Origin of the sequence: Pseudomonas sp. IT-93MI4 (assembly GCF_949767635.1) — a bacterium.
Lineage (GTDB): Bacteria > Pseudomonadota > Gammaproteobacteria > Pseudomonadales > Pseudomonadaceae > Aquipseudomonas > Aquipseudomonas putida_A.
Map to the genome: position 1 here is coordinate 290025 of NZ_CATKPP010000022.1, position 22452 is coordinate 312476.

The 22452-nt window shown below is 58.7% G+C and carries 21 protein-coding genes; 14 read left to right on the forward strand and 7 right to left on the reverse strand.

Annotated features, from left to right (window positions below; genetic code table 11):
* Positions 1 to 10 precede the first annotated feature (10 nt).
* The 13 genes from ACM6I7_RS13095 (at position 11) to ACM6I7_RS13155 (ending at position 13386) form a co-directional block, all read left to right on the forward strand.
* Positions 11 to 2236, forward strand: a complete 2226-nt coding sequence (locus ACM6I7_RS13095) for a type VI secretion system tip protein VgrG (RefSeq protein WP_414888704.1) — start codon at positions 11 to 13, stop codon at positions 2234 to 2236.
* A complete protein-coding gene (locus tag ACM6I7_RS13100) occupies positions 2233 to 3240 on the forward strand; it encodes a DUF2515 family protein (protein ID WP_096795403.1) in 1008 nt (335 codons plus the stop codon). Before ACM6I7_RS13095 ends, ACM6I7_RS13100 begins: the two co-directional genes overlap by 4 nt.
* Complete coding sequence (locus tag ACM6I7_RS13105) at positions 3237 to 4115, forward strand: hypothetical protein (protein ID WP_096795402.1); 879 nt, start codon at positions 3237 to 3239, stop codon at positions 4113 to 4115. Before ACM6I7_RS13100 ends, ACM6I7_RS13105 begins: the two co-directional genes overlap by 4 nt.
* A gap of 86 nt (positions 4116 to 4201) precedes the next feature.
* On the forward strand, positions 4202 to 5596 hold the full coding sequence (locus tag ACM6I7_RS13110; protein WP_183783263.1) for a TIGR01777 family oxidoreductase: 1395 nt from the start codon (positions 4202 to 4204) through the stop codon (positions 5594 to 5596).
* 9 nt (positions 5597 to 5605) lie between these two features.
* On the forward strand, positions 5606 to 8056 hold the full coding sequence (locus ACM6I7_RS13115; protein ID WP_183783261.1) for an alpha/beta fold hydrolase: 2451 nt from the start codon (positions 5606 to 5608) through the stop codon (positions 8054 to 8056).
* Positions 8053 to 8562 (forward strand): hypothetical protein, encoded by a 510-nt coding sequence (locus tag ACM6I7_RS13120; protein ID WP_285373427.1) that lies wholly within the window; start codon positions 8053 to 8055, stop codon positions 8560 to 8562. The genes ACM6I7_RS13115 and ACM6I7_RS13120 overlap by 4 nt, the downstream gene beginning before the upstream one ends.
* Before the next feature lie 86 nt (positions 8563 to 8648).
* A complete protein-coding gene (locus ACM6I7_RS13125; RefSeq protein ID WP_183783528.1) occupies positions 8649 to 9104 on the forward strand; it encodes a hypothetical protein in 456 nt (151 codons plus the stop codon).
* 4 nt (positions 9105 to 9108) lie between these two features.
* Positions 9109 to 9480, forward strand: a complete 372-nt coding sequence (locus tag ACM6I7_RS13130; protein WP_052032672.1) for a hypothetical protein — start codon at positions 9109 to 9111, stop codon at positions 9478 to 9480.
* 19 nt (positions 9481 to 9499) lie between these two features.
* Entirely contained in the window at positions 9500 to 10048 is a 549-nt protein-coding gene (locus tag ACM6I7_RS13135; protein WP_047596813.1) for a hypothetical protein, read from the forward strand.
* A complete protein-coding gene (locus ACM6I7_RS13140; protein WP_414888705.1) occupies positions 10035 to 10883 on the forward strand; it encodes a tetratricopeptide repeat protein in 849 nt (282 codons plus the stop codon). The genes ACM6I7_RS13135 and ACM6I7_RS13140 overlap by 14 nt, the downstream gene beginning before the upstream one ends.
* A gap of 2 nt (positions 10884 to 10885) precedes the next feature.
* Entirely contained in the window at positions 10886 to 11644 is a 759-nt protein-coding gene (locus tag ACM6I7_RS13145) for a lysozyme inhibitor LprI family protein (RefSeq protein ID WP_414888706.1), read from the forward strand.
* Positions 11645 to 11704: 60 nt separating this feature from the next.
* On the forward strand, positions 11705 to 12790 hold the full coding sequence (locus ACM6I7_RS13150) for a tetratricopeptide repeat protein (RefSeq protein ID WP_103369792.1): 1086 nt from the start codon (positions 11705 to 11707) through the stop codon (positions 12788 to 12790).
* Entirely contained in the window at positions 12787 to 13386 is a 600-nt protein-coding gene (locus ACM6I7_RS13155; RefSeq protein WP_103369793.1) for a lysozyme inhibitor LprI family protein, read from the forward strand. The genes ACM6I7_RS13150 and ACM6I7_RS13155 overlap by 4 nt, the downstream gene beginning before the upstream one ends.
* A gap of 500 nt (positions 13387 to 13886) precedes the next feature.
* Here the strand turns inward: ACM6I7_RS13155 and ACM6I7_RS13160 are convergent, their stop codons facing one another.
* Complete coding sequence (locus tag ACM6I7_RS13160; protein WP_027610398.1) at positions 13887 to 14258, reverse strand: DUF6124 family protein; 372 nt, start codon at positions 14256 to 14258, stop codon at positions 13887 to 13889.
* Between the two features lie 522 nt (positions 14259 to 14780).
* Between ACM6I7_RS13160 and ACM6I7_RS13165 the strand changes: the two genes are divergently transcribed.
* On the forward strand, positions 14781 to 15164 hold the full coding sequence (locus ACM6I7_RS13165) for a helicase (protein ID WP_414888707.1): 384 nt from the start codon (positions 14781 to 14783) through the stop codon (positions 15162 to 15164).
* A gap of 286 nt (positions 15165 to 15450) precedes the next feature.
* Here ACM6I7_RS13165 and ACM6I7_RS13170 read toward each other — a convergent pair whose 3' ends face one another.
* From ACM6I7_RS13170 to exbB, 6 genes are all read right to left on the reverse strand, one after another.
* A complete protein-coding gene (locus ACM6I7_RS13170; protein ID WP_097089483.1) occupies positions 15451 to 16851 on the reverse strand; it encodes an aminoacyl-tRNA deacylase and HDOD domain-containing protein in 1401 nt (466 codons plus the stop codon).
* A 79-nt stretch (positions 16852 to 16930) separates the two neighbouring features.
* Positions 16931 to 19006 (reverse strand): ATP-dependent DNA helicase RecG, encoded by a 2076-nt coding sequence (recG, locus tag ACM6I7_RS13175; RefSeq protein ID WP_027610400.1) that lies wholly within the window; start codon positions 19004 to 19006, stop codon positions 16931 to 16933.
* 9 nt (positions 19007 to 19015) lie between these two features.
* Positions 19016 to 19945, reverse strand: coding sequence for a hydrogen peroxide-inducible genes activator (locus tag ACM6I7_RS13180; protein ID WP_007962352.1), 930 nt, complete (start codon positions 19943 to 19945; stop codon positions 19016 to 19018).
* A 254-nt stretch (positions 19946 to 20199) separates the two neighbouring features.
* Positions 20200 to 20949 carry an energy transducer TonB gene (locus ACM6I7_RS13185; RefSeq protein WP_095137707.1) on the reverse strand — a complete coding sequence of 250 codons (750 nt, stop codon included), beginning with the start codon at positions 20947 to 20949 and terminating at the stop codon, positions 20200 to 20202.
* Positions 20946 to 21374, reverse strand: a complete 429-nt coding sequence (gene exbD / locus ACM6I7_RS13190) for a TonB system transport protein ExbD (RefSeq protein WP_007962355.1) — start codon at positions 21372 to 21374, stop codon at positions 20946 to 20948. The genes ACM6I7_RS13185 and exbD overlap by 4 nt, the downstream gene beginning before the upstream one ends.
* A gap of 6 nt (positions 21375 to 21380) precedes the next feature.
* The gene (exbB, locus tag ACM6I7_RS13195) at positions 21381 to 22337 is read right to left on the reverse strand and encodes a tonB-system energizer ExbB (RefSeq protein WP_150370062.1); all 957 of its coding nucleotides are present in this window, start codon (positions 22335 to 22337) and stop codon (positions 21381 to 21383) included.
* Positions 22338 to 22452: the final 115 nt, after the last annotated feature.

A 22452-nucleotide genomic window follows, 5' to 3' on the forward strand; every position in this document is an offset into this window, starting at 1 on the left:
GGAGCGCTTTATGTTCAACCCAGCTAACGAAACCCACTTCAGCCTCAAGGTCGAAGACTACGTGGGCGACCTGCAAGTGCTGTCGTTCACCGGCACCGAAGGCATCAGCCAGCCGTTTCGCTTCGACCTCGAACTGGTCAGCGAAAACCCCGATCTGGATCTGGAAAAACTCCTGCACAAGCAGGCGTTCCTCGCATTCGATCCACAAGGGTCAGGCATTCACGGGCAGATCTACCGCGTCGCCCAGGGTGATGCCGGCAAGCGCCTGACCCGCTACAAGGTCTCGCTGGTGCCGCAACTGCAATACCTGCATCACCGCACCAACCAGCGCATTTACCAGCAGATGTCGGCGCCGAAAATCATCGCGCTGATCCTCGACGAACACGGGATCAAGGGCAACGCCTACAGCTTCCAGCTGAGCCAGCCGTGCCCGGATCGCGACTACTGCGTGCAGTACGACGAAACCGATCTGCACTTCGTCCAGCGCCTGTGCGAGGAGGAGGGTATTCACTACCACTTCCAGCACAGCGACAAGGGCCACCTGCTGGTGTTCGGCGACGACCAGACCGTGTTCCCCGACCTCGGCCAGCCGACCGCCTACATACAGGGCAGCGGCATGGTCGCTGAAGAGCCGGTGATCAAAGGCTTCAAACTGCGCCTGGAAACCCGCACCAGCCGCACCACGCGCCGCGACTACGACTTCGAAAAACCGCGCCTGCAGATGGAAGCGGCTTACAAACCGGATGGCGAGAGCACTGAACCGGATCTCGAAGACTACGACTACCCGGGCCGCTTCATCGACCGCGCGCGCGGCAAGTTCCTCAGCCAGCGCGCCCTCGAACGCCATCGCGCCGACTACCGCCAGGCCGAAGGTCGCGGCGACCAGACCAAACTGGTCAGCGGTCACTTCATGGCCATGTCCGACCACCCGCGCAGCGAGTGGAACGACCTGTGGCTGCTCACCGAAATCTTCCACGAAGGCAAACAGCCGCAAGTCCTCGAAGAAGGCGTGACCAGCGACACCACCGACAACAAGGACGACTTCCACCAGGGCTACCGCAACACCTTCCTCGCCACCCCGTGGGACGTGTTCTACCGGCCGGCCCTCGAACACCCGAAACCGCGCGTGCTCGGCAGCCAGACTGCCATGGTCACCGGCCCCAAAGGCGAAGAAATCCACTGCGACCAATACGGCCGCATCAAAGTCCAGTTCCACTGGGACCGCGAAGGCCTGGCCGACGACAAAACCAGCTGCTGGCTACGCGTCTCCAGCTCCTGGGCCGGCGACCGCTACGGCGCCATCAGCATCCCGCGCATCGGCATGGAAGTCCTCGTCACCTTCCTCGAAGGCGACCCCGACCAACCCCTCGTCACCGGCTGCCTGTACCACAAGGAAAACCCGGTGCCGTACGCCCTGCCGGCCAACAAAACCCGCAGCGTCTTCAAAACCCTCAGCTCCCCGGGTGGTGGCGGTTACAACGAACTGCGCATCGAAGACAAGAAAGGTGCGGAGCAGATCTACATCCACGCCCAGCGCGACTGGGACGAGAACATCGAGCACGACCAGAAGATTCGTGTCGGCAATGAACGTCATGACACGGTGGTGAAGAACACTTACACCGAGCTCAAGGCTGAAGAACACCGCACGACGATTTCCGACCGCAAGGTTGAAGCGAAGCTGGATGATCACCTCACGGTTGGGCAGAACCAGCATGTGAAGCTGGGGACTGCGCAGCTCACCAGCGTGGGGAAAGAGATTCACCTCAAGGCTGGGGACAAGATTGTTATTGAGGCGGGGACGGAGCTGACCATTCTTGGGGGTGGGAGCTTTATCAAGCTTGATGGCGGTGGTGTGACGGTGGTTGGGCCGGTGGTGAAGATTAATGCCGGGGGCTCGCCGGGGAGTGGCACCGGGATCGGGATTCTGGCTCCGGTCATTCCACTGATTGCTGATCAGGCTCGGGCGGGCAATACACTTAAATCCGGGACTGCGAATAGCCCGAAATATGATGAACAGATCCGTTTTGTGACTGGCCTAGGTCAACCTATCAAGTCGGTAAAAGCCGCAATTATTCTCCCTTCTTCAGTCGCTCCAAAAATCTCCAAAAGCAACACCGAGGGTCTGCACCCGCGTGTTGTAAGCGATAGCGAGGAAACCGCGGAAGTCCATTTGATGTGGGATGAACTCATCGTGCCGGAAGGCTCCGACGATTACGAAGCGAGTAGAAATAAATGAGCACACCTGTTGCTACCTTCAAAACAAACAATCAGAGCTGCTCCGTTCAAGACATTACGTTGAAATGTGACAAATTGTGGACGATGGGGCAGCAAGAGGCGATCAGTCGGCTAAGTGTGGCTGAGACGAGCTGGTTCTCTTCGTCCAGCAAGATGGTATTGGTGGGTGATTTCAGCGCACGAGCCGCACGCATCGCCGCTGCCTATGCCGAGTTTTATTTGGAGCGTGGTGAAGATGGAAAGCCAGACTTAAAAGGTAGATTTTATTGGATGGGGCTGGCAGCTTTCGCGAGTAAGCAGGTCATGTGCGGTCTGGATTACATTCCTTCGGAACCGTACCTGACAGGGATAGTGCCGTTGCCGTTTCAGATCCCCTACAAAATAGGTAAAAACGGCCTCGGTATGGGCAATTTTTGGCTGTTTCAGGATATTTTTGTTTGGCACTGGTTCTATAAAAAGTATCCAGAACAATTTAATGATTGTGCGCCGAAGCGAAATGCCAAGAGCTGTGATGCGCAAGTTCAAATGAATATTGATGAACTGCCTTGGGCAGACGATGCACTACCCGTTCTGAATAATCTGGGCTTGACCCCAGATATCACCACTGGCTTCAATCTTATAAAAAAATCCGAGACGACATCTGATCCAGTTGCGAAACGAAATCTTCAGCAGCAATCGCTTCTGGCAATTGCTGATCATGAGCAAAGAAGAATTCTTCAGCCGCTTATTTACAACGGATTTCTGTTTCAGAAGGTTCTACAGACTCAAGCTGCTGCCGAAGGTGCCCCTTTTGTACCGTTACGGGTTGCCTCTTTTAGTTCTGCTTGTGATGTGAACAATAAGGAGTTGAGAGTTCAGATGACGAAAGGCGATTTGTTTAACGAGTCAGATCGAATGGTGTTCATTCAGGAAATTGCAGAGCAGTACCATAAAATGATGGGGCAGAAAAAAGAATATATGGAGCAGCAAATAGGGATGATTTCTACCTGGAAAAACCGGAAATGAAATTTTATGGCTTATTGGTTTTTTTATTGCTTGCAGCATGCGGCGATTCAGACAGTGTAGGAGCTGGCTCCATGACGAACAAAAATCCGCTAATCAGTGTTGAGATTGGCGAAGAGATCAAAGATCTACTTTCTAATTCCCCGGTGCCTTTCTCGAAAGAGTGCATCTCTGACGTAAACATGTGTTGGTATAAAGTCAAGAAGTCTTTCGGTGACGATGATCTGCCGTCAGTTGAGGTGAATAAAAATCTGCGACTGAATCAGGTCGCCAGCGTCAGCACTGCAGTAGATGGTGAGGTAGGTACGACTATAGAGAACCTTGACTTATCGGTTCGCAGCCTCCCGGATGGCAGCAAACATGATGAGTATCGAGCGTTTTTGTACGGGTTGATTAAAGACATAAAAAAAGCGGGTTGGATGCACTATTACGCACCTTCTGACCCAAGAATTTCGGGCAGTCAGATTGACAAGATTAATTCAGCTGATGAAGTTATGGGGGATTACGTATTAAGCCACCCGTGGCTGGATCCGAACTATGAACTGGATCTTGAGCGGTGGTTGAAGGTTGGTAAATTTTACAATTGGCATTTTCACAAAGATGGCAATCATCTGACGTTGAAGGCATGGCGGCGAGATTCTGATGATGCTCCTGATGAGCGCGGAACCTATTTGGTGAGCTTGAGCTTCACAACCGACCGTGAGTATTGGAGTGCTGCTTTTCCAGAGACTGAAGATAAAAAACGCTGGAAAGAACTGCTACCAGGCAAGTTGAAAGAATACGCTGCGATTCGGCAGTCCCGGGAAAACAAGGCGGAAAAGGCGGGTATTGAAATTGATTCGAGCTATCAAGACCCAACCATCCAAGCATTAAAGTAAGCAGGTTGAATGGGGGCGGATTGTGTATTGAGTTTTGCCCGTCCCCCTTAAACTCTCCACCCCAAGTAATGCGCTCAGGACACGGAATGCCAGCCCCCTCGACCTCGCTTCGCCCCGCGGTAGTGTTCTGGTTATACACCGCCGCAATCGTGCACATACTTGCCGGCCTCACCCTGGCCTGGGCCGGGCATTCCGGATTACTTGACGGCTATCTGCACACCCTGGAACTCGCATTCTGGGGCGCCGATGCGGTACCTGCCGCCGGCCACGAACAACAGGTCTGGTGGCTCGCGCTGTTTGGCGCGACGCTGCAAAGTTATTCGCTGTACATGCTCGCGCTGGTGCACTTGGGCAATCGCTTGAAAGCTCCAGCAGTGTGGGGATGGTTGATCGCCGGCATCCTGTTATGGGCGCCGCAGGACATGTGGCTGTCTGCGCAAAAGCAGGTTTGGTCGCATCTGTGGCTCGACGGTTTTGCGTTGCTGGTGTTGTTACCGCCGCTGGTGTGGCTGTATCGCCATGACCGCCGGAAGTCTCCTGCAGTAAACACAACGAGCCTGTCTAACCCGTTTGCCAGCGGCGCTTTCAAGCGCGTGCTGATCACCGGCGGCACCGGGTTCATCGGTGAAGCTTTGGTCAACCAACTGCTAGACGCCAGCCATTCGGTCAGCGTCCTAACGCGCGACCCGTTGAACGCGGCCAATCTATTCGACGGCCGCGCCCGCTGCGTGCATTCGCTCAGCGAACTCAGCCGCGACGAAGCCTTCGACGTAGTGATCAATCTCGCCGGCGCACCCGTCGCCGGCCCACGCTGGACTCCCAAACGTCAGGCGCAACTGCTCGCCAGCCGAGTCGGCACCACCGAAGCATTGATGACCTGGCTAAAGAACACCAAGCAAAAACCATCGCTGTGGATTCAAGCCTCTGCCATCGGCTTCTACGGCGTGCGCGATGCCAGCGAAAGCCTCGGTGAACACGCCAGCAAGGGCGACGGTTTCATGGCCGAACTCTGCGCGCGTTGGGAAGCCGCCGCGCAACCGGCCACTGAGTTTGGCGTGCGTCAGGTGGTGCTGCGTCTTGGCGTGGTCTTCGGCCCGGGCGGCGCGTTGACGCCGTTGCTGCTGCCGTTCCGCTTGGGCTTCGGCGGGCGCATGGGCGATGGTCGGCAGATCATGAGTTGGGTGCATCGCGATGATGTGCTTCAGGTGATCGCAATGGCTTTCGATGACGACAGTCTGCGCGGTACCTACAACATGGTGGCGCCGGAAACGGTCAGTCAGGCAGCGTTCGCCGAGCAGGCCGGCAAGGTCCTCAAGCGTCCGGTGTGGTTCCATATTCCCGCCGCGCCAGTGCGTGCGCTGGCAGGGGAGATGGCGCAGTTGTTCTTCGATGGTCAGCGCGTGGTGCCGCAGCGTTTGACCGAGGCTGGCTACACATTCCGTTATCCAACCCTCGACGCTGCTCTGCGCGATCTGACCTGAGGATCGTCCATGAGCAAGCCCTTGATGTATCTGCTGGCCGGCAACGGCAGCGCCGCCGATTGGTGGAGTGACGCGCTGCCGCACTTTCAGCGTTACGACGTGGTGCCGCTGGAGCTGCCGGGCTTCGGCGCCAACCTGCAGCCGCCCTGCGAGGATCTGGCGGACTACGCGCAGACCTTGCTGGCGATGACACAGCAGGGCAGCGCGATCATGGCGGTCGGGGTCAATGCGTTGCTGGTGTTGCATGCGTTGCAACGTCGGCCGGGGCACTTCTCCCGCAGCGTTTTGTTGGCGCCAGTCGGTGCGTTTCTATGGCAGCGGCGGTTGCCGGCGCTGATGTCGCCGCTGCCGATTCGCAAGACCATTCACTGGCTGCTGTCGAACAAACCCGCGCTGTTCGCGCGCAAGTTCTCCAACCAGACCTGGACCCCCGCGCAATACCAGCGCATGGGCGCCGGTTATGCGCGCTGCCGTGCGTTCGTTCCGCATTGGGATCTGATTCGTGCCGACACTGCGCTGCCGCTGCTGGAGTGGATCACCGATCCGGTCGAGCTGGTCTGGGGCGATCAGGACGCTGTGCTCGGCATCGAGCAAGCGGCGGCGTGGTCGGCGATTCTCGCTCGCGCTGATCTGACTATCAGCCTCAAACCCGGTTGGGGCCATTACCCGTGGATCGACTCGCCTGCGCAGTTCGCGCAGTGGCTGGAGTCGGGCGAGCGCGGGTTTGTCGCGCACACCAAGGGCGGGCGTTTGCGCTTGGCTGAACTGGCCCGGCAAGCGGTGCCGGCGGCGCTGACCCTCAACGATTGCAATGATCCGCGTCTGCCAGCATTTCTCGCTGCCCAACCCGACGTGACCTGGGCGGTGCGCTCCTCCAGTTATGGCGAGGATCAGGCCGATTCGGCAAATGCCGGTTTGAGCACAACCTATCTGCGCGAGCCGACCGCCAATGTGTCGAAACGCATCGCCGAACTGACGGCCGAAGGCGTCGAGGAAGTGGTGGTGCAGCGCTTCATCACGCCGGTAGTTTCCGGGATCGCGTTCGTGCGCCATCTCTCGGTAGAGCTGGAGTGGGTTGAAGGCCATCTCGAAACGCTGGCCGACGGTCACGTCAGCCCCTCACAAGCAACGCTTTCGCGGCTTGGTGATGCCTGGCGCAGCGGCACGTTCACGCCGTCCCACGGCTTGACCGAAGACCTGCTGTGGTGCTTTCTGCAAGACGTGTTGCGCGTGTTCCACTATGTGCCCGGCGACGTCGAATGGGCCTGGGACGGCTCGCAACTGTGGCTGCTGCAATACCGGCCGATCAGCGATTATGGCTGGCGCCGGCACCTGACCGCCGCCAACATCGCCGAGATCCTGCCGCCGCAACCGAGCGTGCTGGTCGAGTACGCCCAGCGCCGCGCGGCAGCGAGTATCCCGGCGATCATGGCGCGCTGGGATGCGCGAGTGTTGCAGGACAACGAGCCATTCACTGCTGTGTTCGGCGGTGCTTCCTACATCAACAATGATCTGTTTCTTGCCCGGTTGGCCGACTGGGGCATCAGCGCCGCTAACTACGCCGGTGAAGTTGGCGGAGCGACGCCGCATCTGCCGTGGCAACCGCTGAAGATGCTGCGTTCTTTGCCGCTGTTTTTACGTATGCAACGCAAGGCTCGCGGCCATTTGCTGAATCTTGAAAACGGCTTGCAGCGCTTCGATCGGGAACTGGCCGAACTCGTCGCCCAAGCTGCCGATGGTCAGCAATTGGCGGACTGGTTCACACGGTTTTACGTGTTCGTCGTGCAAGGCAATCTGTGCATTGCCACGGCGCTGGCGAGCAGTGGCGGCGACTGGCTGGGCCGCCCGCCGACCGCGTACGACAACCTGGAAAACTGTCCGCACCGATTGCCGTGGGAAACCGATCCGGCCACCCCGCGACCCGCGTCGAGCGAGCTGCCGCTACAGCCATTCCCGCAATGGTCCGGGCTGGTCCGCCTCGCGCATTCGACCGGCCTGCCGGGCCTGCGCGGTTACTACCTGCAAGTACGCGAGTGGTACCGCGACAACCTGATGCGCATCTTCTTCCGTCTGCATCACGCCATGCCGATGGCGGATCGCGAGCACTGGTTTGCGCCGCATCCCGACGTGCGCACCCGTGACGGCAGCTTCTGGCAGGACGGTCGCGAAGGTGCGGAGCAGGCCACCGGTTTCATGATTTATCCGGGGCAAGTGCAAGGCATTCTGGGCGAGGATATTTTGCTCGAAGACACCCTCGATCCGGGGCGGCACGCGCATTACCAAACGGCGCGGGCAGTGATTGCGCGGATGGGTGGGCGGTTGTCGCATGGCTCGACGTTGCTGCGCGAATTGCGAAAGCCGTCGGCGGTGATGCCGCAGGTGGATCCTGCGTGGGTGGGGTGTGAGGTGTTGTATCGGGATGGTGAGTTGCAATTGATGAATTCGAAGGATACGAAGTGAAACGACGGTTGTTGATGTGTTTGGCCTGGTTGCCGATGGTGAGCATGGCGACGGATCTGTGCAATTCGGAGACCGATACGAAGAATTTTCTCTCGCAATGGGTGGAAAGACCCGATTACATCCTGGATATACATTCAAGTTTTCAACCTGATGGATTCAGTCTGGAGGAGGGCAAGGTGGTGTATCACGGCGATCTTAATGACGACGGCCAGGAAGATTTCATTTTCACCTCCTACTCAAGCCGTGGTTCAGCGGGTGACTCGACCTTCGCCTTCCTCATCCAGTGCCACGGTTACTTGAAGCATGTCGGGGGCGATTATTTCGCCGAGGTCAAAGTTCTGGACGGTACGCCCAAAAACGGCGGCGATGTAAAAGACATCGAGATCTACTCCTACATTCGCGATAAGCGCGGCCAGATCCGCTACAAGGGCAAAGAGGCCATGACCCGGCCACATCTGTGGCGATTCAATCCGCACACACAGCTTTATGAAGGGCAGTCTGAGTGAGCCGACGGTCCCCACTGCATTTACGGAGTTACTACGTGAAAGGATTTTCGATTGTTCTCGGCAGCTTGATATTGGCTGCCGCGTCCATGGCATTCGCTGCCGACCCAACCTTCAAGGATTACACCGTCACGCCAGTGTTCACCGGCCCCAACCATAAGTTGGTGCTGCAAGAAAACAGCAGCTCAATGATGGATCAGGCACGGGTGCAAGCCTTGCAAGGCAAGGTCAACTTCGCCGGCCATTACATCCTGCACAGACTAGGTTGTGGCGGCAGCGCCATTTGCGGCGAAGTGCTGGATGCCCAGACCGGTGAGGTTGTTGGCGGTCTGCCGAATGCTTACGACGGCAGCACCTTCGGCATGGTTTACCAGCCCGATAGTCGTTTGATCATCGTCTCCGGCATCACGCTCGACGGTGAAGAGGACGCCCAAGGGAATGCGTTGGAAAGCGGCAACCGGGATCGTTACTACGAGTTTGTGAATAACGAATTCCGGCTGCTGAGCATGACAGACGTGGAATCGTCGCCGATGGATGAGGAGTGAGTCGATGAATCGGTTTTTCATTCGGCCTGTGCTGATTGCGCTTTCGCTTTTATCTCATTCACTGCCCGCGACTGCCAGCGAAGGGAGTTGCTACGGCTACCTTACTGAGCTTGTCAGGAGCAGCGATTTTCCGTTTCGTTATGTCGGCAAGGACAAGGTCAATTTGCTGATCGATGAGGATGACGGTGAAGTAGTGCGCGCTCAGCTGTTTTTCGACACCGACGGCACCGGCACGATTGGCTGGATCAAATACACCCCGGCTACCCGTGTATTGCTCAATAGCTCGGCGGAGTTGGAGGAGCCAGTGGCATTGTCATTCGATGCCAAGTTTGCGGACGGCTATGCGAAGTGCTTGGCGGAACAACAGGCTGGTTAACGGCGAAAAGGATTTCTTAATGAATCAGTTTTTGTTTTTCGGGGGGCTGGCATGGTTGTTCTCTTCCCCAGCCTTCGCCGCGCCGACGGATGCTTACACCCAACGCGATGTCATGCAGTGCGGCGGTGTTGAAGTGGTGTTGGTGTCGTCTTGCCGATCGGTGACGGTGGATGATGCGGAAACCCACGTTATCCCGGTTTGCTCCGACCAGACCATCAACATCGGTAGCAAGGTGCTTCGACGCGATATCAGCAAAGTTTCACAACTCACTTCCGACGGTGCGAAGACGAAGATGTTGAGCAATGTCGTTGTGGCGATGGATTGCGTGGAAGGCACCCAGGGCAGCCTTGTTTCGATAGGCGGATATGGCGGTTGTGGTGCCTGCGCGGAGTGGCATGGGTATTACTCGACAGCAGGGCTATTGGAGCAATACAGCTTCGATAATAACCAACGCTCTTTTGGCTCGAAGGGATCTCGGGAAGAGCTGATCAAGGCCTATGGCGTTACGAAGAGACAGCTAATGTCAGAAAGCCCGGCGGTGAAGAGGATCGTCTATGGCCAGCCTTAAGTGGGTGTTGATGATCAACTGCCTTCTTGCCGCCACAAGTGCCCTTGCCGAGGACCCGCCCATAGTCGGTATCGACGGACACACGGTTACGTTTCGAGCGACAAAGTGGACTATGCCCGGCGTTGAGCCGGGGACCGCATGGTTCACCGCCAACGGCAAAACCTTCCCGCTTTTCGGCGCCGACATTGGCGCCGATGGGCATTCCAATATGCTCAGTCCTGACAAGAAAACTCTGCTGCTCGATCCAGTGATCTTCGGGATGTTGTCGCTCGAGAATGGTGAAGAAAAACTGGAGTCGCAACAGCATTGCGTTGTGATCTCCATGGAGACCGGTTGCGTGCTGGCTGATCGTTGGTCCACTTTTTGTGTCGGTCAGTGGAAGGGCAATCAGTGGATTTCCGCAGACGGTGATGTGCTCACTCCTGCCCTGGAGACGAAGTCCCCAAAGGACTTGCTGAAATATGTTTCAAGTATGAGGCCGGCGCAATCCCGCGCAGAATCCATCGAATGGGGCCTGAACTTTTTAAGCCCCGAGTCCTACATGGCGTGCCATCCCCCGGCGCAAAATGTTCAGGCGTACAACGACCTGGGTTTTTATCTAGCCGAGGGCGGTAGAGATGAGCTGGCGCTGAAGTTTTATCGCGGCGTTGAAGCCGTTGGTAAACGCACGGTACTGATGTTGAACATTGCCGACTCGCTCTGGCGCCTTGATCGCAAAGATGAAGCGCAGCGCTATTACATCCAGTACCGCGACGCGATGAGTGCCGACGGCAGGGCGCAGAAAATACCTCGACGCGTAGTTGAGCGATCCGCAATTCAGGGAATGAAAAACTGAACATGTTTGTGCGTTTTATCGCGTTGTCCTTTGGATGCCTGTTTGCCTCTTTTGCGATGGCCGAGGACGACTGCAAAGAAATCACCGTTAGCGCCCAGGTCGATCGGTGTGTGGAGGCAGCCCGCAAGGAAGCCGACACGCAACTCAATGCCAGCTACAAGAAACTGCTGGGACGGTTTGAGGCTCAACAGCGGCGCGACCCTGAGCAGGGTAAGGCGCTGGTCGCCATGGCCAGAGAATCCCAGCGCGCCTGGATCAAGCTACGCGACACCACATGCCCGCTTGAAGCCACGGAAATCGAGCCTGGGGTGGCAGCGCATGTCACGACTATCAACAACTGCGTGGCCAGAATGAGTCTGGAACGTGCGGCTTATCTGGACACGATCGTCGCTGATGAGCCGGGTAATGTGGTCGATCTCAACAAAGTGTCCAGAACCGACGCCCATCGATTTGGGGATGTCGTCGCGCGCTATGTCAGCACCTTTGGCAGCCCTTGCCTGACAGTCCAGATATTGGCGCCCAATGGCGGTTGGAGAGTGCTGTCCTTCAAGCGGTTCTGCAGTCTCGAAGGCAAGGCATTTTGGACGGACTATGCCGATGCCGGGTTTGAGGATCATGCGTTTGCCGAGGATGGGTTGCACGTGACGCTCAGTTTGACGGAGCTTCGTGGACTTGGAGAGAGGCGCCTTGCCTGTGTGATTCCGATTCAGAATGAGCAAATCAAAGAACTGAAATGCGGTTCGTTTGAGCCCGGTGCTTAAACGGGCAAGATCTATTGGGCGTATTTGGACATCATTTGATTGAATCAAGGATTGAAGAAAGTGAAACGCGTATTGCAGAGCGTTCTCTGCGCTCTAACTTGTTGTGTCGCTGTACCGGGTTCTCCCGCGCTTGCTGCGCCCCAAGTTCTCAAGGAAATCCCGGCAAACTTATTAGGCGATGAATCTCGGCAAAACGTCTTTGTGCTGGCGGGCGAAGCGGACGAGGTCTCCAACCGGTTGTTGATTGCGCCGGTACAGGCACGTGATGAGAACATCTTGCTCGATACGTCGAAGGCGCTGCCTCTGATCAAGAGTCAGTACTCGTCTGCGCTTCAGGGTGTCTTCAGCGTCCATGTACTCAAAGGTCGCCCTGGCGTCATGACTGTCATTGATCCGCAGGCTGAGGAAGCTGTCGTCAAGCAGCCGTTCGTTGAGGCTGGGGATTACATAGCGCTGGTAACCAGTGAGGAAGACAACGCGGTTTATAACTTCAACCTGTTGTTCGCCTTCAATAGAAGCTCGAAGCAGTTTGAGCTGAAAGCTCTGCTAGAAGTGGCGAATAACGACTCATGTGATCGATCGCTCGTCAGCGTAGTGGAGTTGCCGGTGCAGACATTGGGCCCAATCACTCTCGCTTCTTTCGATGGGCGTGAAGTGCTGCAGAAGTTGCAGGTTGCTCGTGTTGGTCGTATTGAGGGTGTTAAGAAATTGATGACCGTCGATTCGGCTGATCTTCTGGATATGGCGCTGGCAGCCTATAGAAAGGGTGATGAGTTTTCCCTCAAGGATACGATGAGCTACGTGTTGATGGGCGGTGGCTCGCATGACACTTGTCCCCCCGATAGCTATATCGTCGCAAAGTACTACTACCCGCAGCGTCCCGGCTGGTCCAACGACTTAGGTTTTTTACTCGGCGAAGCGGGTTACTACGCAGAGTCCATTGAGCTGTTGAATGCGGTGATTGCACACAACCCAGCGCGGACGGTGGCTTACCTGAATCTCGCAGATAGCTATTGGGCTATGAACGATAAAGAGCGAGCGGTATCGGCGTACAAGCAATATGCGTCGCGTATGTCGGACGCGGGAAAGGCTTTGAAAATTCCTGCTCGGGTAGCTGAGCGCAGTGGCGGAGTATCCGGGTCATGATCAAACTCAAGGCGCTCTGTAGGCCGGTCGCGGGTGTTTTTTTTGCTGCTTTGCTGATTCCTGCGCATGCCCAGGAAGTCTGTAATCCCGACAGTTTTTCCAATCCCGATTTGATCATTTGTGGTCAGCAGACTTTCGAGAAAGTCGATGCAGTGTTGAATGAGCAATATAAGAAAGTTTTGGTCAGTTTGGCGCCTGCTGACAAGAATCAGCTGACCGATGTGCAGAAGAAATGGGTGCGTTTCAAAGAGTCGTTTTGCGAGGATACCTATCAGTCGGCTTTGCCCGGTGCAGAGGCACCCATCGAAAGGCTCGCGTGTCTCGTGCAAACAACCAATGCCCGGTTGGGAGAGTTGATTGCTCTGCAGACGGGCTTACCGCTAGATGGCTTTTACAAGGCGGCATCTGCGATTGCGGGGAAGGATCATGAGAGAGACTTAGCGGCCGCCATTGAGCGACTGGGAGGGGATGAGTTCGATGATCCGCTTTGGAAGCAATATGCGGATGGGCACTGCGAAATGAGCGAGCGTTTGTTCCGTGAGGATTTCGCGAATTGCAGCGTGCGGATGCGCTTTCAGTTACCTCTGAACCGTTGAAGGAATGATCGGTTTGAAATCAATCCGGATGTTATCTGTTGCGTTGTCATTCCTCTTTCCTCTTGTGGCTCACAGCGAGGTCAAAACGGAGATCTATTGCTTCCGTTCACAAGAGGGTAAGAGCAGCAATTTTGAATTGCGGACGTATCACGACTCGAGCGCCAAATGGCAAGTTGCGAGCGTTAGGTACAGTAAGTCGAAAGAGGCGCTTACTCTCGTCTATGGAGGCTCGGAAGAAGAGTTTCCGAACCCTAATCGGCCCCCCGAAATCACGACGAAGTGGGAGGAGGTGTCGGGAGGCCTTGTGACTGGTGATTATGTAATGGCGAGCCAGGATCCCTTCGTTTACGGAATCGTTTACACAAACCGTAAGTCCGGAAAGAAGTACATATTCGAACACGATAGCAACATGAATGCTTTGCCTGAAACAGGCTGTCAGTGGTGACTCACGTACTTGAGAAAGGGGACTTAAAGTCCCCTTTTTTCATCCGCAAATCCCGCTACGACTTGGCCGCCAGGTTCCGCACTTCAATATGGTCGAGCGTCCCTTCCACCATCAATCGCACCCCGTCCGCCATTCTGCTCAGGGCCAGTGCTACTGAGCGGCGGGAGCCGTGGAGGTCGTCGGCGAGGTCGCAGGCGATGGCGCTGATGGACAGGAGGTCTTCGGAGGCGTTGGCCATGAGGGCTTCGGCGTCGGTGCCGGGGGTGAGGCTAAAGAGGCCGGTTTCGCGTTTGGGTTGGGATTCGGTGCGCGGTTTGAAGTGGTGGTCGAGGGCGCGTTCGGCGGCTTCGTGGAATTTCTTGGATTCCAGCGATTCGTAGGGCGATATGTCTGGGGTTTCGGGGGGATTGGGTGTTGGTTTGATCATGGTGCAGCTTCCTGGAGTTGTGAGGCCGACACCTATTCGCTTTGCACTTCGAAATAGGTGGCAGCTGTGCGTTGGTGTGCAAGACCGGTCCAGGTGGCCGGCAGACCCGAAGGTCTCCGACGCACAGCCGCCATAACGATCCGCGAGCATAGGAAAACGCTCGGCGAAATGCCATCAACGAATGTGCACCTGAACCGGACTTGCACGTCCGAGTCACCGATTTGGCGGCGACACACAGAGGCTATCTACGAACTGCCAACCTGCCTAGTTCATAGGTATCGCGGCACTTTGCAGGAAATTTCCCATAGGTTTGCAGGCTGGAAGATCAAAAGATCGCAGCCTTCGGCAGCTCCTACAGGGATGTGTTTCAACAGGTGTAGGACGGTGGGTGCCGAGTTGTGACTTGGCGGTCATCGTGCGGGAAATGGTCTGCATCATCTTCCAATAGCGGCAGATAGTGGCGTTATCGTCTGAATCCCTTACACTGCCCCGGCCGTTCATTTTCCTTTTGAGGCTGTGCGCATGAAATTTCGTTTTCTTCTGTGGATGATGGGTTTGTTGATGGGTAAGGCCAGCCGGACAAATCCTGCGTTCCAGCAGCAGTTGGGTAACAAGGATCTGGTGTTTCAGCTGCAGACGCTGGACGGGAAAGTGGCGCGGCATTTCGTGGTGAAGAATCAGCGCGTTACCAGCAAGTCTGGGGTGGTGACGGAGCCGGCGTTTGCGATTGCGTTCCAGGATGCGGGTTATGCCTTTGCCACGATGCAGGCGAAGAACAAGCAGCTGGCGTTTATGCAGGGGATTCAGGACAAGTCGATCCAGCTGAAGGGGAATCCGGCGCTGGTGATGTGGTTTCAGGGATTGATGAAGTATTTGAAGCCGAGGAAGGCCAAGCCCAAGGCTTGAGTAGAAGGGCTTGAGTAGAAGGGCTTGAGTAGAAGGGCTTGAGAAGATGGGCTGTCGTGGCGAGGGGATTTATCCCCGATGGGCTGCGCAGCGGCCCCAAAACCTGAGACCTCGATATAACTGACACACCCTGTTGGCTGGGTTTGCGACTGCTGCGCAGCCGGTCGGGGATAAATCCCCTCACCACAGGGTTTCGCTGAGCCAGTTGGATCGTGGTGAATTCTTCGCGAGCAGGCTCGCTCCCACAGAGGTTGTGTAAACCTTGGGGGAGCGGGCCTGTTTTGGTTCAGGCCTGGCTGAACTGCGAGGCCAGTTCGCGCAGCAGGACTTCTGCCTCAAGCACTTTACTGACCACGTCATTTGCCTTGTCGCGGGTCAGGCCGACGCGTTCGAGCAGGGCGTCGGGGATGTCTTCGTCGGGGCCGGAGCCAATCCCGCGACCGCGCAGCAGGCGCACGGCCAGGCAGACGAGGTTCGGGTATTCGGCGTAGGCGCCGTCGTAGCTTGGGTCGTGCTGGAAGCGCAGGGCGGTGGCCAGTTCATCGGGCATGTCCCAGTAGCGCATCAGCCACGAGCCGATCTGTTCGCGGCTGATGCCCAGCAGGTGCTGCTCGATGTAGCTGTGGCACAGGTGCGGGTTGACCTCCAGGTGGCGGCAGATCAGCGAGAAGTGCGGCGGGAACACGTGAGCCAGCAGCAGGTAACCGAAGTTGTGCAGCAGACCGGCCAGATAGGTCAGGCCGGCTTCCGGGCGCTGGGCGCGCGGCATGGCGCGGGTCAGGCCTTCGATGACGGCGGCGGTGTAGATCGATTGCTGCCAGTACGGCGTGGTGTGTTGCGGATGGTCTTTCGGCAGGCTCAGGGTCTTGCCGAGGGCCAGGCCCAGGGCGAGGTTGATCACCAGATCGAAACCCAGCACGCGAACGATCGCGTCTTCCACCGAGCGGATCTTGCCCGGCGAGGCGTAGTACGGCGACGCCGCCCAGCTCACCACTTGTGCAGCCAGCGCCGGGTCGGTTTCGACCACGCCGGTGATGTCGTCGATGGTGGCGTTGGGGTCGACGCGCAGCTTGATGATTTTTTGCGCCGTCTCGGCCAGCGGCGGAATCTCGATGGTCGCTTCCAGACGCTGCTGAATCCGGCGTGCAGTGAACGCTTGCACGGCCTGGGTGATTTCCTCGCGGTCATCGTCCGGGCGGTCGAGGTTCGGGCGGATGCTGCTCAGGGCTTCGCCGAAGTTGGCGGCGCTGGCCTTGGTCAGCATGCTCTTGAAGGCTTCGCTGGTGATTTCCAGCAGCAGGCCCGGCTCGCCGGAGTTGATCAGCAGCTTCGGTTCGCGCAGCAGGCTCTCTTCGTAGAGACACGGCGAACTGGTCAGCGCCGGCAGGCCCGGCAGCAGGCTCAGGCTGTGTTTGCCGAGCATCTTTTCCAGGCGCTCGGTGGACACGGCGGTCAGGCGTCGGCCAGTGAGTTCGGCGAGGCGGTTGAGGTCGAGCAACTGGCTCTGCGGAAACAGCACCATCAGCGCGCCGACGGCATCGTCCAGCAACACGGCTTGTACCTTGCGCGAAGCGTTGAGGCCGTGGTGGTCGAGCACTTCTTCGTAGGCGATCCCCAGCTTGCCGAGCAGCAGCCGAATTACAGACGGCGCGTGCGGAAGTTCAGGGGCGAGAGCTGCGTCAGTCATGGTCTGTATCCGTTTTTGAAACAATGGCAGGAGTATAACCAGCTCTGTAGGAACGATCCTGCACAAACTGCGACGGTGCTCACACTTGGCCGTATTGCTGCCCGTGGCGCAACCAGCGGTCGAGCAATGGGCTGACGTGAGTCGGCCAGCGTTCCAGCAGCGCTTGCGCAGCATCGCGCACGGCGGGCAGCAGGTCGGCGTCGCGCATCAGGTCGGCGACCTTGAATTGCAGCAGGCCGGTCTGACGGGTGCCGAGCATTTCCCCGGGGCCGCGCAGTTCGAGGTCTTTTTCGGCGATGACGAAACCGTCGTTGGTCTCGCGCATAATGCCCAGGCGCTGGCGGCCGATCTGCGACAGCGGCGGATGGTAGAGCAGCACGCAATGGCTGACCGCGCTGCCCCGGCCAACGCGGCCACGCAATTGGTGCAACTGCGCGAGGCCCAGACGCTCAGGGTTTTCGATGATCATCAGGCTTGCGTTGGGCACGTCGACGCCGACTTCGATCACGGTGGTGGCGACCAGCAGTTGCAGGTTGCCGGCCTTGAATTCGGCCATGACCGCTGCTTTCTCGGCAGGTTTCATGCGCCCGTGGATCAGCCCGACTTTCAGCTCGCCGAGGGCGGCGGTGAGGTCTTCGAACGTGGTTTCGGCGGCCTGACAGGTCAGCTCTTCCGACTCTTCGATCAGCGTGCACACCCAATAGGCCTGACGCCCTTCGGCGCAGGCGCTGCGCACCCGTTCGATGACTTCGACGCGACGGGTGTCGGTGACCAGTACGGTGTTGACCGGGGTGCGACCGGGCGGCAGTTCGTCGAGGATCGAGGTGTCGAGGTCGGCGTAGGCGCTCATCGCCAGCGTGCGGGGGATCGGCGTGGCGGTCATGATCAGTTGGTGCGGACACATGCGCCCGCCGACGCCTTTCTGCCGTAGCGCCAGACGCTGTTGCACGCCGAAGCGGTGTTGTTCGTCGATGATCACCAACGCCAGGTTCTTGAATTGCACTTCGTCCTGGAACAGCGCGTGGGTGCCGACCACCATCGGCGTGCCGCTGGCGATCTGTTCCAGCGCGGCGACGCGATTCTTGCCCTTGAGCTTGCCTGCCAGCCATGCGACGTCGATGCCCAGCGGTTCGAGCCAGCGCTTGAAGGTGATGAAGTGTTGCTCGGCAAGGATCTCGGTCGGCGCCATCAGCGCGACCTGATAACCGGCCTCCAGCGCTTGCAGTGCCGCGAGGGCGGCGACCACGGTTTTGCCCGCGCCAACATCGCCCTGAATCAGCCGCAGCATCGGTTCGTGCTGGCTGAGGTCGTAGGCGATTTCGTTGCCCACGCGTTGTTGCGCGCCGGTCGGGTTGAAGCCGAGGTTGGCCAGGTATTTCGGCGGCAGCTTTTTCGCCTTCGGCATCGCTGGCGCGCGCAGGGAACGCATGCTTTCGCGCAGACGTTGTTGCGACAGTTGATGGGTCAGCAGTTCTTCGAAGGCCAGCCGATGCTGGGCCCAGTGATGACCGAGGGCCAGCTCATCGACATCGGCATCGGCGGGCGGGTTGTGCAGGTAGCGGATCGCATCGGCCAGCGGCGCCAGTTGGTAGTCGCGGGCCAGTTCGGTCGGCAGCCAGTCGGGCAGGGTGTTTGGCTTGAGCAGCGTCAGGGTCTGCATGCACAACTGGCGCAGGCGCTGTTGGGTCAGGCCTTCGGTGAGCGGGTAGACCGGGGTCAGGGTTTCATCCACGGGCGGCGGTTCGTCACCGGTGATGGCGCGGTATTCCGGGTGGTAGATTTCCAGCCCCGAAGCGCCGGGCCGTACTTCGCCGTAGCAGCGAATCCGCGTGCCGCGCTTGAGGCCTTCTTTCTGCGCGTTGCTGAAATGGTAGAAGCGCAGGCTCAGGCCGCCGGTGCCGTCCTGCATGCGCACGACGAGGCTGCGACGCCGGCCCATGACCACGTCGGCACCGCTGACGGTGCCTTCGACCACGGCGTCCTGGCCCGGGCGCAAGTGGCCGATCGGCACCACGCGGGTGCGATCCTGATAACGCAGCGGCAGGTGAAACAGCACGTCCTGGAGATTCTCCAGGCCGACCTTGGCCAGTTTCTCGGCCATGGCTTCGCCGACACCCTTGAGTGCCGTCACCGACACTTGCGACAGCTCGGTCATGACCCTGGCTTAACCGGCCGTGACCGGTGCGGCGGGCTTGGCCACCGAGCACAGGCGAACAGAGTCGGCGAGGATCTCGATGGCTTTCGGCCGCGGGAAGCTCGCGCGCCAGGCAATCGCCACGGTGCGGAATGGCACCGGCGCCGACAGCGGGCGTACTTCGATCACGCCCGGGGCGTAGTGATGGCTGTCGACAGCCGACAACGGCAGGATCGAGATCCCCAGGCCGGAGGCGACCATGTGGCGGATGGTCTCCAGCGAGCTGGATTCCACCGTGGTGTGCTTGGCGCCGTCGTTGCCCTTGGTCAGGGTCGGGCAGGCTTCGAGCACCTGGTCGCGGAAGCAGTGGCCTTCGCCGAGCAGCAGCAGGCTCTTGTCGTTGAGCAGGCCCGGGTCGATGGATTCTTTTTGCGTCCACGGGTGCTGGGCCGGCATCAAGACGTAGAACGGCTCGTCGTACAGCGGCAGGGTCAGTACGTCGGCTTCGTTGAACGGCAGGGCGATGATGATGGCGTCGAGCTCGCCGTTGCGCAGTTTGTCGCGCAGCACGTGGGTGAAGTTTTCTTCGATGTACAACGGCATCTGCGGGGCGACCCGGTGCAGTTGTGGAATCAGGTGCGGGAACAGGTACGGCCCGACGGTGTAGATCGCGCCGACTTTCAGCGGGGCGGTCAGCTGGTTCTTGCCGGCCTGGGCCAGTTCACGGATGCCTTGCGCCTGTTCCAGGACTTTCTGCGCCTGGGCGACGATGCCTTCGCCGACCGGGGTCAGGCGCACGGCGCTTTTACTGCGCTCGAAAATCAGCACACCGAGTTCGTCTTCAAGTTTTTTCACGCCCACCGACAGGGTCGGCTGGCTGACGTGGCAACGCTCGGCGGCGTGGCCGAAGTGCTGCTCTTGGGCGAGGGTAACGATGTAGCGTAATTCTGTGAGGGTCATAGCAAGCGTCCATGAAGTTGCGGGCCAAGCATAACGGCTGCAATCGATAGACGCACGTTATCAGACTGAGTGAGGAATGCGACACCGGGCAATGTGAGTTTGCCGTTGCCAGATAGGCAAAAGGCACCTTTCGGTGCCTTTTCGTTGCCACTGTCGACCCTGTGGGAGCGGGCTTGCTCGCGAATGCGGTGTGTCAGATCCATGGATGTCGACTGACACGACGCTTTCGCGAGCAAGTCCGCTCCCACATTGGATCAGCGGCGTTTATCCAGCGAGTACACAAACGGCGCGACAATTTCGATTGAGCCGTTGTTGAGCATGTCCGCCGGTGGCTTGGGCAGCGGTTGTGCGCGGCGGATCATTTCCAGGGTGGCCCGGTCCAGATCGGCGTTGCCCGAGCGGCCCACCAGTTCGAACGACAACACATTGCCTTCAGCGTCGACGACGAAACGCAGACGGTTCAAGCCTTCCTTGCCGCGAGCCTGCGCACTGGCCGGATACTTCTTGTACTTGCCCAAGTGCGCGAGCAGGGTGTTTTGCCAGCTGGCCTTGGCGGCCATTTGTGCGGGCGACGGTCCCGGTGCCGGCTGGGCGGATTTCTCCGTCGGTGCCTGGGTCGGCTGCGTCTCCGCCGGTTTTTCCTCGGAAGGTTTTTCCTTCACCGGCTCCGGTTTTTTCTCCACCGGTTTGGGCGGCTGCGGTTTCGGCTTTGGCTTGGGTTTGGGCTTCGGTACGGCAATCTCGGCCTTGGGTGCTTCAGCCAGTTTCGGAATCGGCAACTCTTCGACCGGAGCCGGTGGCTGCGGCGGTGTGACGACTTTCGGCGGAGCAGGCGGTGGCGGGGTCGGAACCGGTGCCAGCTCGACCATCATTGCCTGCGGCGGCAGTTCGATGGGCGGGCGGGCGGTCCAGTTCAGCGCCAGCGCGATCGCCAGCGCGTGTACGCCCAGCACCACGGCCAGGCTACCGCTGTAACGCGTCAGCTTATGGCGCGTCGTGATCATTTCTTGGCTGCGCTCTCAAGGCCCACCAGACCAACCTTCAGGTAACCGGCCGAGCGCAATTTATCCATCACGCTCATCAGGTCGCCGTAGTCCACGCCCTTGTCGGCCTGGAAGAAGATGGTGGTGTCTTTCTTGCCCTGGGTCTTGGCGTCGAGCACGGCGCCAAGGGTATCGGCATTGACTTCGTCGTCGCCGATGTACAGGCGCTGATCAGCTTTAACGCTGAGGAACACCGGTTTCTCCGGGCGCGGCGCCGGTTTGGCGGTCGAGGCCGGCAGGTCGACTTTGATGTCCACCGTAGCCAGCGGCGCGGCCACCATGAAGATGATCAACAGCACCAGCATCACGTCGATGAACGGCGTGACGTTGATTTCGTGGTTCTCGGCCAGATCGTCGTCTGCGCCTTCTTTCAAATGCAGGCCCATGGCCGATTACCCCACTTTCACCATGTGTGGTTGCGAGCTGCTGCGCTCAGGCTGGTGATCGAGGTCACGGCTGACCAGCAACAGGACCTGCGCCGAAGCGTCGGACACCTGCGCCTTGTAGCCAGCGATAGAGCGGGCGAACACGTTGTAGATCACCACCGCAGGAATCGCCGCAACCAGGCCCAGCGCGGTGGCCAGCAGCGCTTCGGCGATGCCCGGCGCCACGACGGCAAGGTTGGTGGTCTGGGTCTTGGCGATGCCGATGAAGCTGTTCATGATGCCCCACACGGTACCGAACAGGCCGACGAACGGCGCGGTGGAGCCGATAGTGGCGAGGACGCCGGTGCCGCTGCTCATGTTACGGCCACAGGCTGCGACGAGGCGCTCAAGACGGAAGCTGACGCGCTCCTTGATGCCTTCTTTCTCGCGGCTGTTGACCGACAGGCGCATCTCTTCGAGGGCGTCGTGCACCAGCAGGTTGGCGAGGGTGCCTTCCTTTGCCGCAGTGGCGCTGGCTTCCTTGAGGGTCGCGGCTTTTTTCAGCGCAGCGATTTCACCGCGCAGACGACGCTTGGCGCCCATCAGCTCGAAGCCTTTGGCGATCCAGATGGTCCAGGTGATGATGGAAGCGATGGCCAGACCGATCATCACGATTTTCACGATGATGTCGGCGTTCTGGTACATGCCCCATGGCGACAGGTCGTGGGCCATGCCCAAGCTGTTGTCAGGTTCGAGCACTTCAGGCGCGTCTGCTGCGCTGGCGTCTACAGCCTGTACCGGGTCGGTGGCGGCTGGCGCGGCGGCGGCAGGTGCGTGTTGTTCGGTGGCAGCCGGGGCGGTTGGCGCCTGGGCATCGGCGAAGGCGGCGGTCGGCGCCAGCATCAGGCTGAGCAGCAGGGCCGCCACCGCGCTGAAGGCGCGAGGTCGTTTGGTTGGCGAAGCGGGGTTTTGATTACGTGTCATGCTGGCCGGACCTGAAGTAGAAAACGGTTGATGCTCTTCCAGGCCTCGTGAGGCCGAGAACAAAAGTGGGGTGCATTATTGCAAGTAATTCTTGTTAACAGAAGTAATAGAGTAT

What these genes read in the sequence shown, in the direction of transcription:
- ACM6I7_RS13095 (WP_414888704.1), top strand. Translation starts at nt 11, where the DNA reads ATGTTCAACCCAGCTAACGAAACCCACTTCAGCCTCAAGGTCGAAGAC.
- ACM6I7_RS13100 (WP_096795403.1), top strand. Translation starts at nt 2,233, where the DNA reads ATGAGCACACCTGTTGCTACCTTCAAAACAAACAATCAGAGCTGCTCC.
- ACM6I7_RS13105 (WP_096795402.1), top strand. Translation starts at nt 3,237, where the DNA reads ATGAAATTTTATGGCTTATTGGTTTTTTTATTGCTTGCAGCATGCGGC.
- ACM6I7_RS13110 (WP_183783263.1), top strand. Translation starts at nt 4,202, where the DNA reads ATGCCAGCCCCCTCGACCTCGCTTCGCCCCGCGGTAGTGTTCTGGTTA.
- ACM6I7_RS13115 (WP_183783261.1), top strand. Translation starts at nt 5,606, where the DNA reads ATGAGCAAGCCCTTGATGTATCTGCTGGCCGGCAACGGCAGCGCCGCC.
- ACM6I7_RS13125 (WP_183783528.1), top strand. Translation starts at nt 8,649, where the DNA reads ATGGCATTCGCTGCCGACCCAACCTTCAAGGATTACACCGTCACGCCA.
- ACM6I7_RS13130 (WP_052032672.1), top strand. Translation starts at nt 9,109, where the DNA reads ATGAATCGGTTTTTCATTCGGCCTGTGCTGATTGCGCTTTCGCTTTTA.
- ACM6I7_RS13135 (WP_047596813.1), top strand. Translation starts at nt 9,500, where the DNA reads ATGAATCAGTTTTTGTTTTTCGGGGGGCTGGCATGGTTGTTCTCTTCC.
- ACM6I7_RS13140 (WP_414888705.1), top strand. Translation starts at nt 10,035, where the DNA reads ATGGCCAGCCTTAAGTGGGTGTTGATGATCAACTGCCTTCTTGCCGCC.
- ACM6I7_RS13145 (WP_414888706.1), top strand. Translation starts at nt 10,886, where the DNA reads ATGTTTGTGCGTTTTATCGCGTTGTCCTTTGGATGCCTGTTTGCCTCT.
- ACM6I7_RS13155 (WP_103369793.1), top strand. Translation starts at nt 12,787, where the DNA reads ATGATCAAACTCAAGGCGCTCTGTAGGCCGGTCGCGGGTGTTTTTTTT.
- ACM6I7_RS13160 (WP_027610398.1), bottom strand. Translation starts at nt 14,258, where the DNA reads ATGATCAAACCAACACCCAATCCCCCCGAAACCCCAGACATATCGCCC.
- ACM6I7_RS13165 (WP_414888707.1), top strand. Translation starts at nt 14,781, where the DNA reads ATGAAATTTCGTTTTCTTCTGTGGATGATGGGTTTGTTGATGGGTAAG.
- ACM6I7_RS13170 (WP_097089483.1), bottom strand. Translation starts at nt 16,851, where the DNA reads ATGACTGACGCAGCTCTCGCCCCTGAACTTCCGCACGCGCCGTCTGTA.
- recG (WP_027610400.1), bottom strand. Translation starts at nt 19,006, where the DNA reads ATGACCGAGCTGTCGCAAGTGTCGGTGACGGCACTCAAGGGTGTCGGC.
- ACM6I7_RS13180 (WP_007962352.1), bottom strand. Translation starts at nt 19,945, where the DNA reads ATGACCCTCACAGAATTACGCTACATCGTTACCCTCGCCCAAGAGCAG.
- ACM6I7_RS13185 (WP_095137707.1), bottom strand. Translation starts at nt 20,949, where the DNA reads ATGATCACGACGCGCCATAAGCTGACGCGTTACAGCGGTAGCCTGGCC.
- exbD (WP_007962355.1), bottom strand. Translation starts at nt 21,374, where the DNA reads ATGGGCCTGCATTTGAAAGAAGGCGCAGACGACGATCTGGCCGAGAAC.
- exbB (WP_150370062.1), bottom strand. Translation starts at nt 22,337, where the DNA reads ATGACACGTAATCAAAACCCCGCTTCGCCAACCAAACGACCTCGCGCC.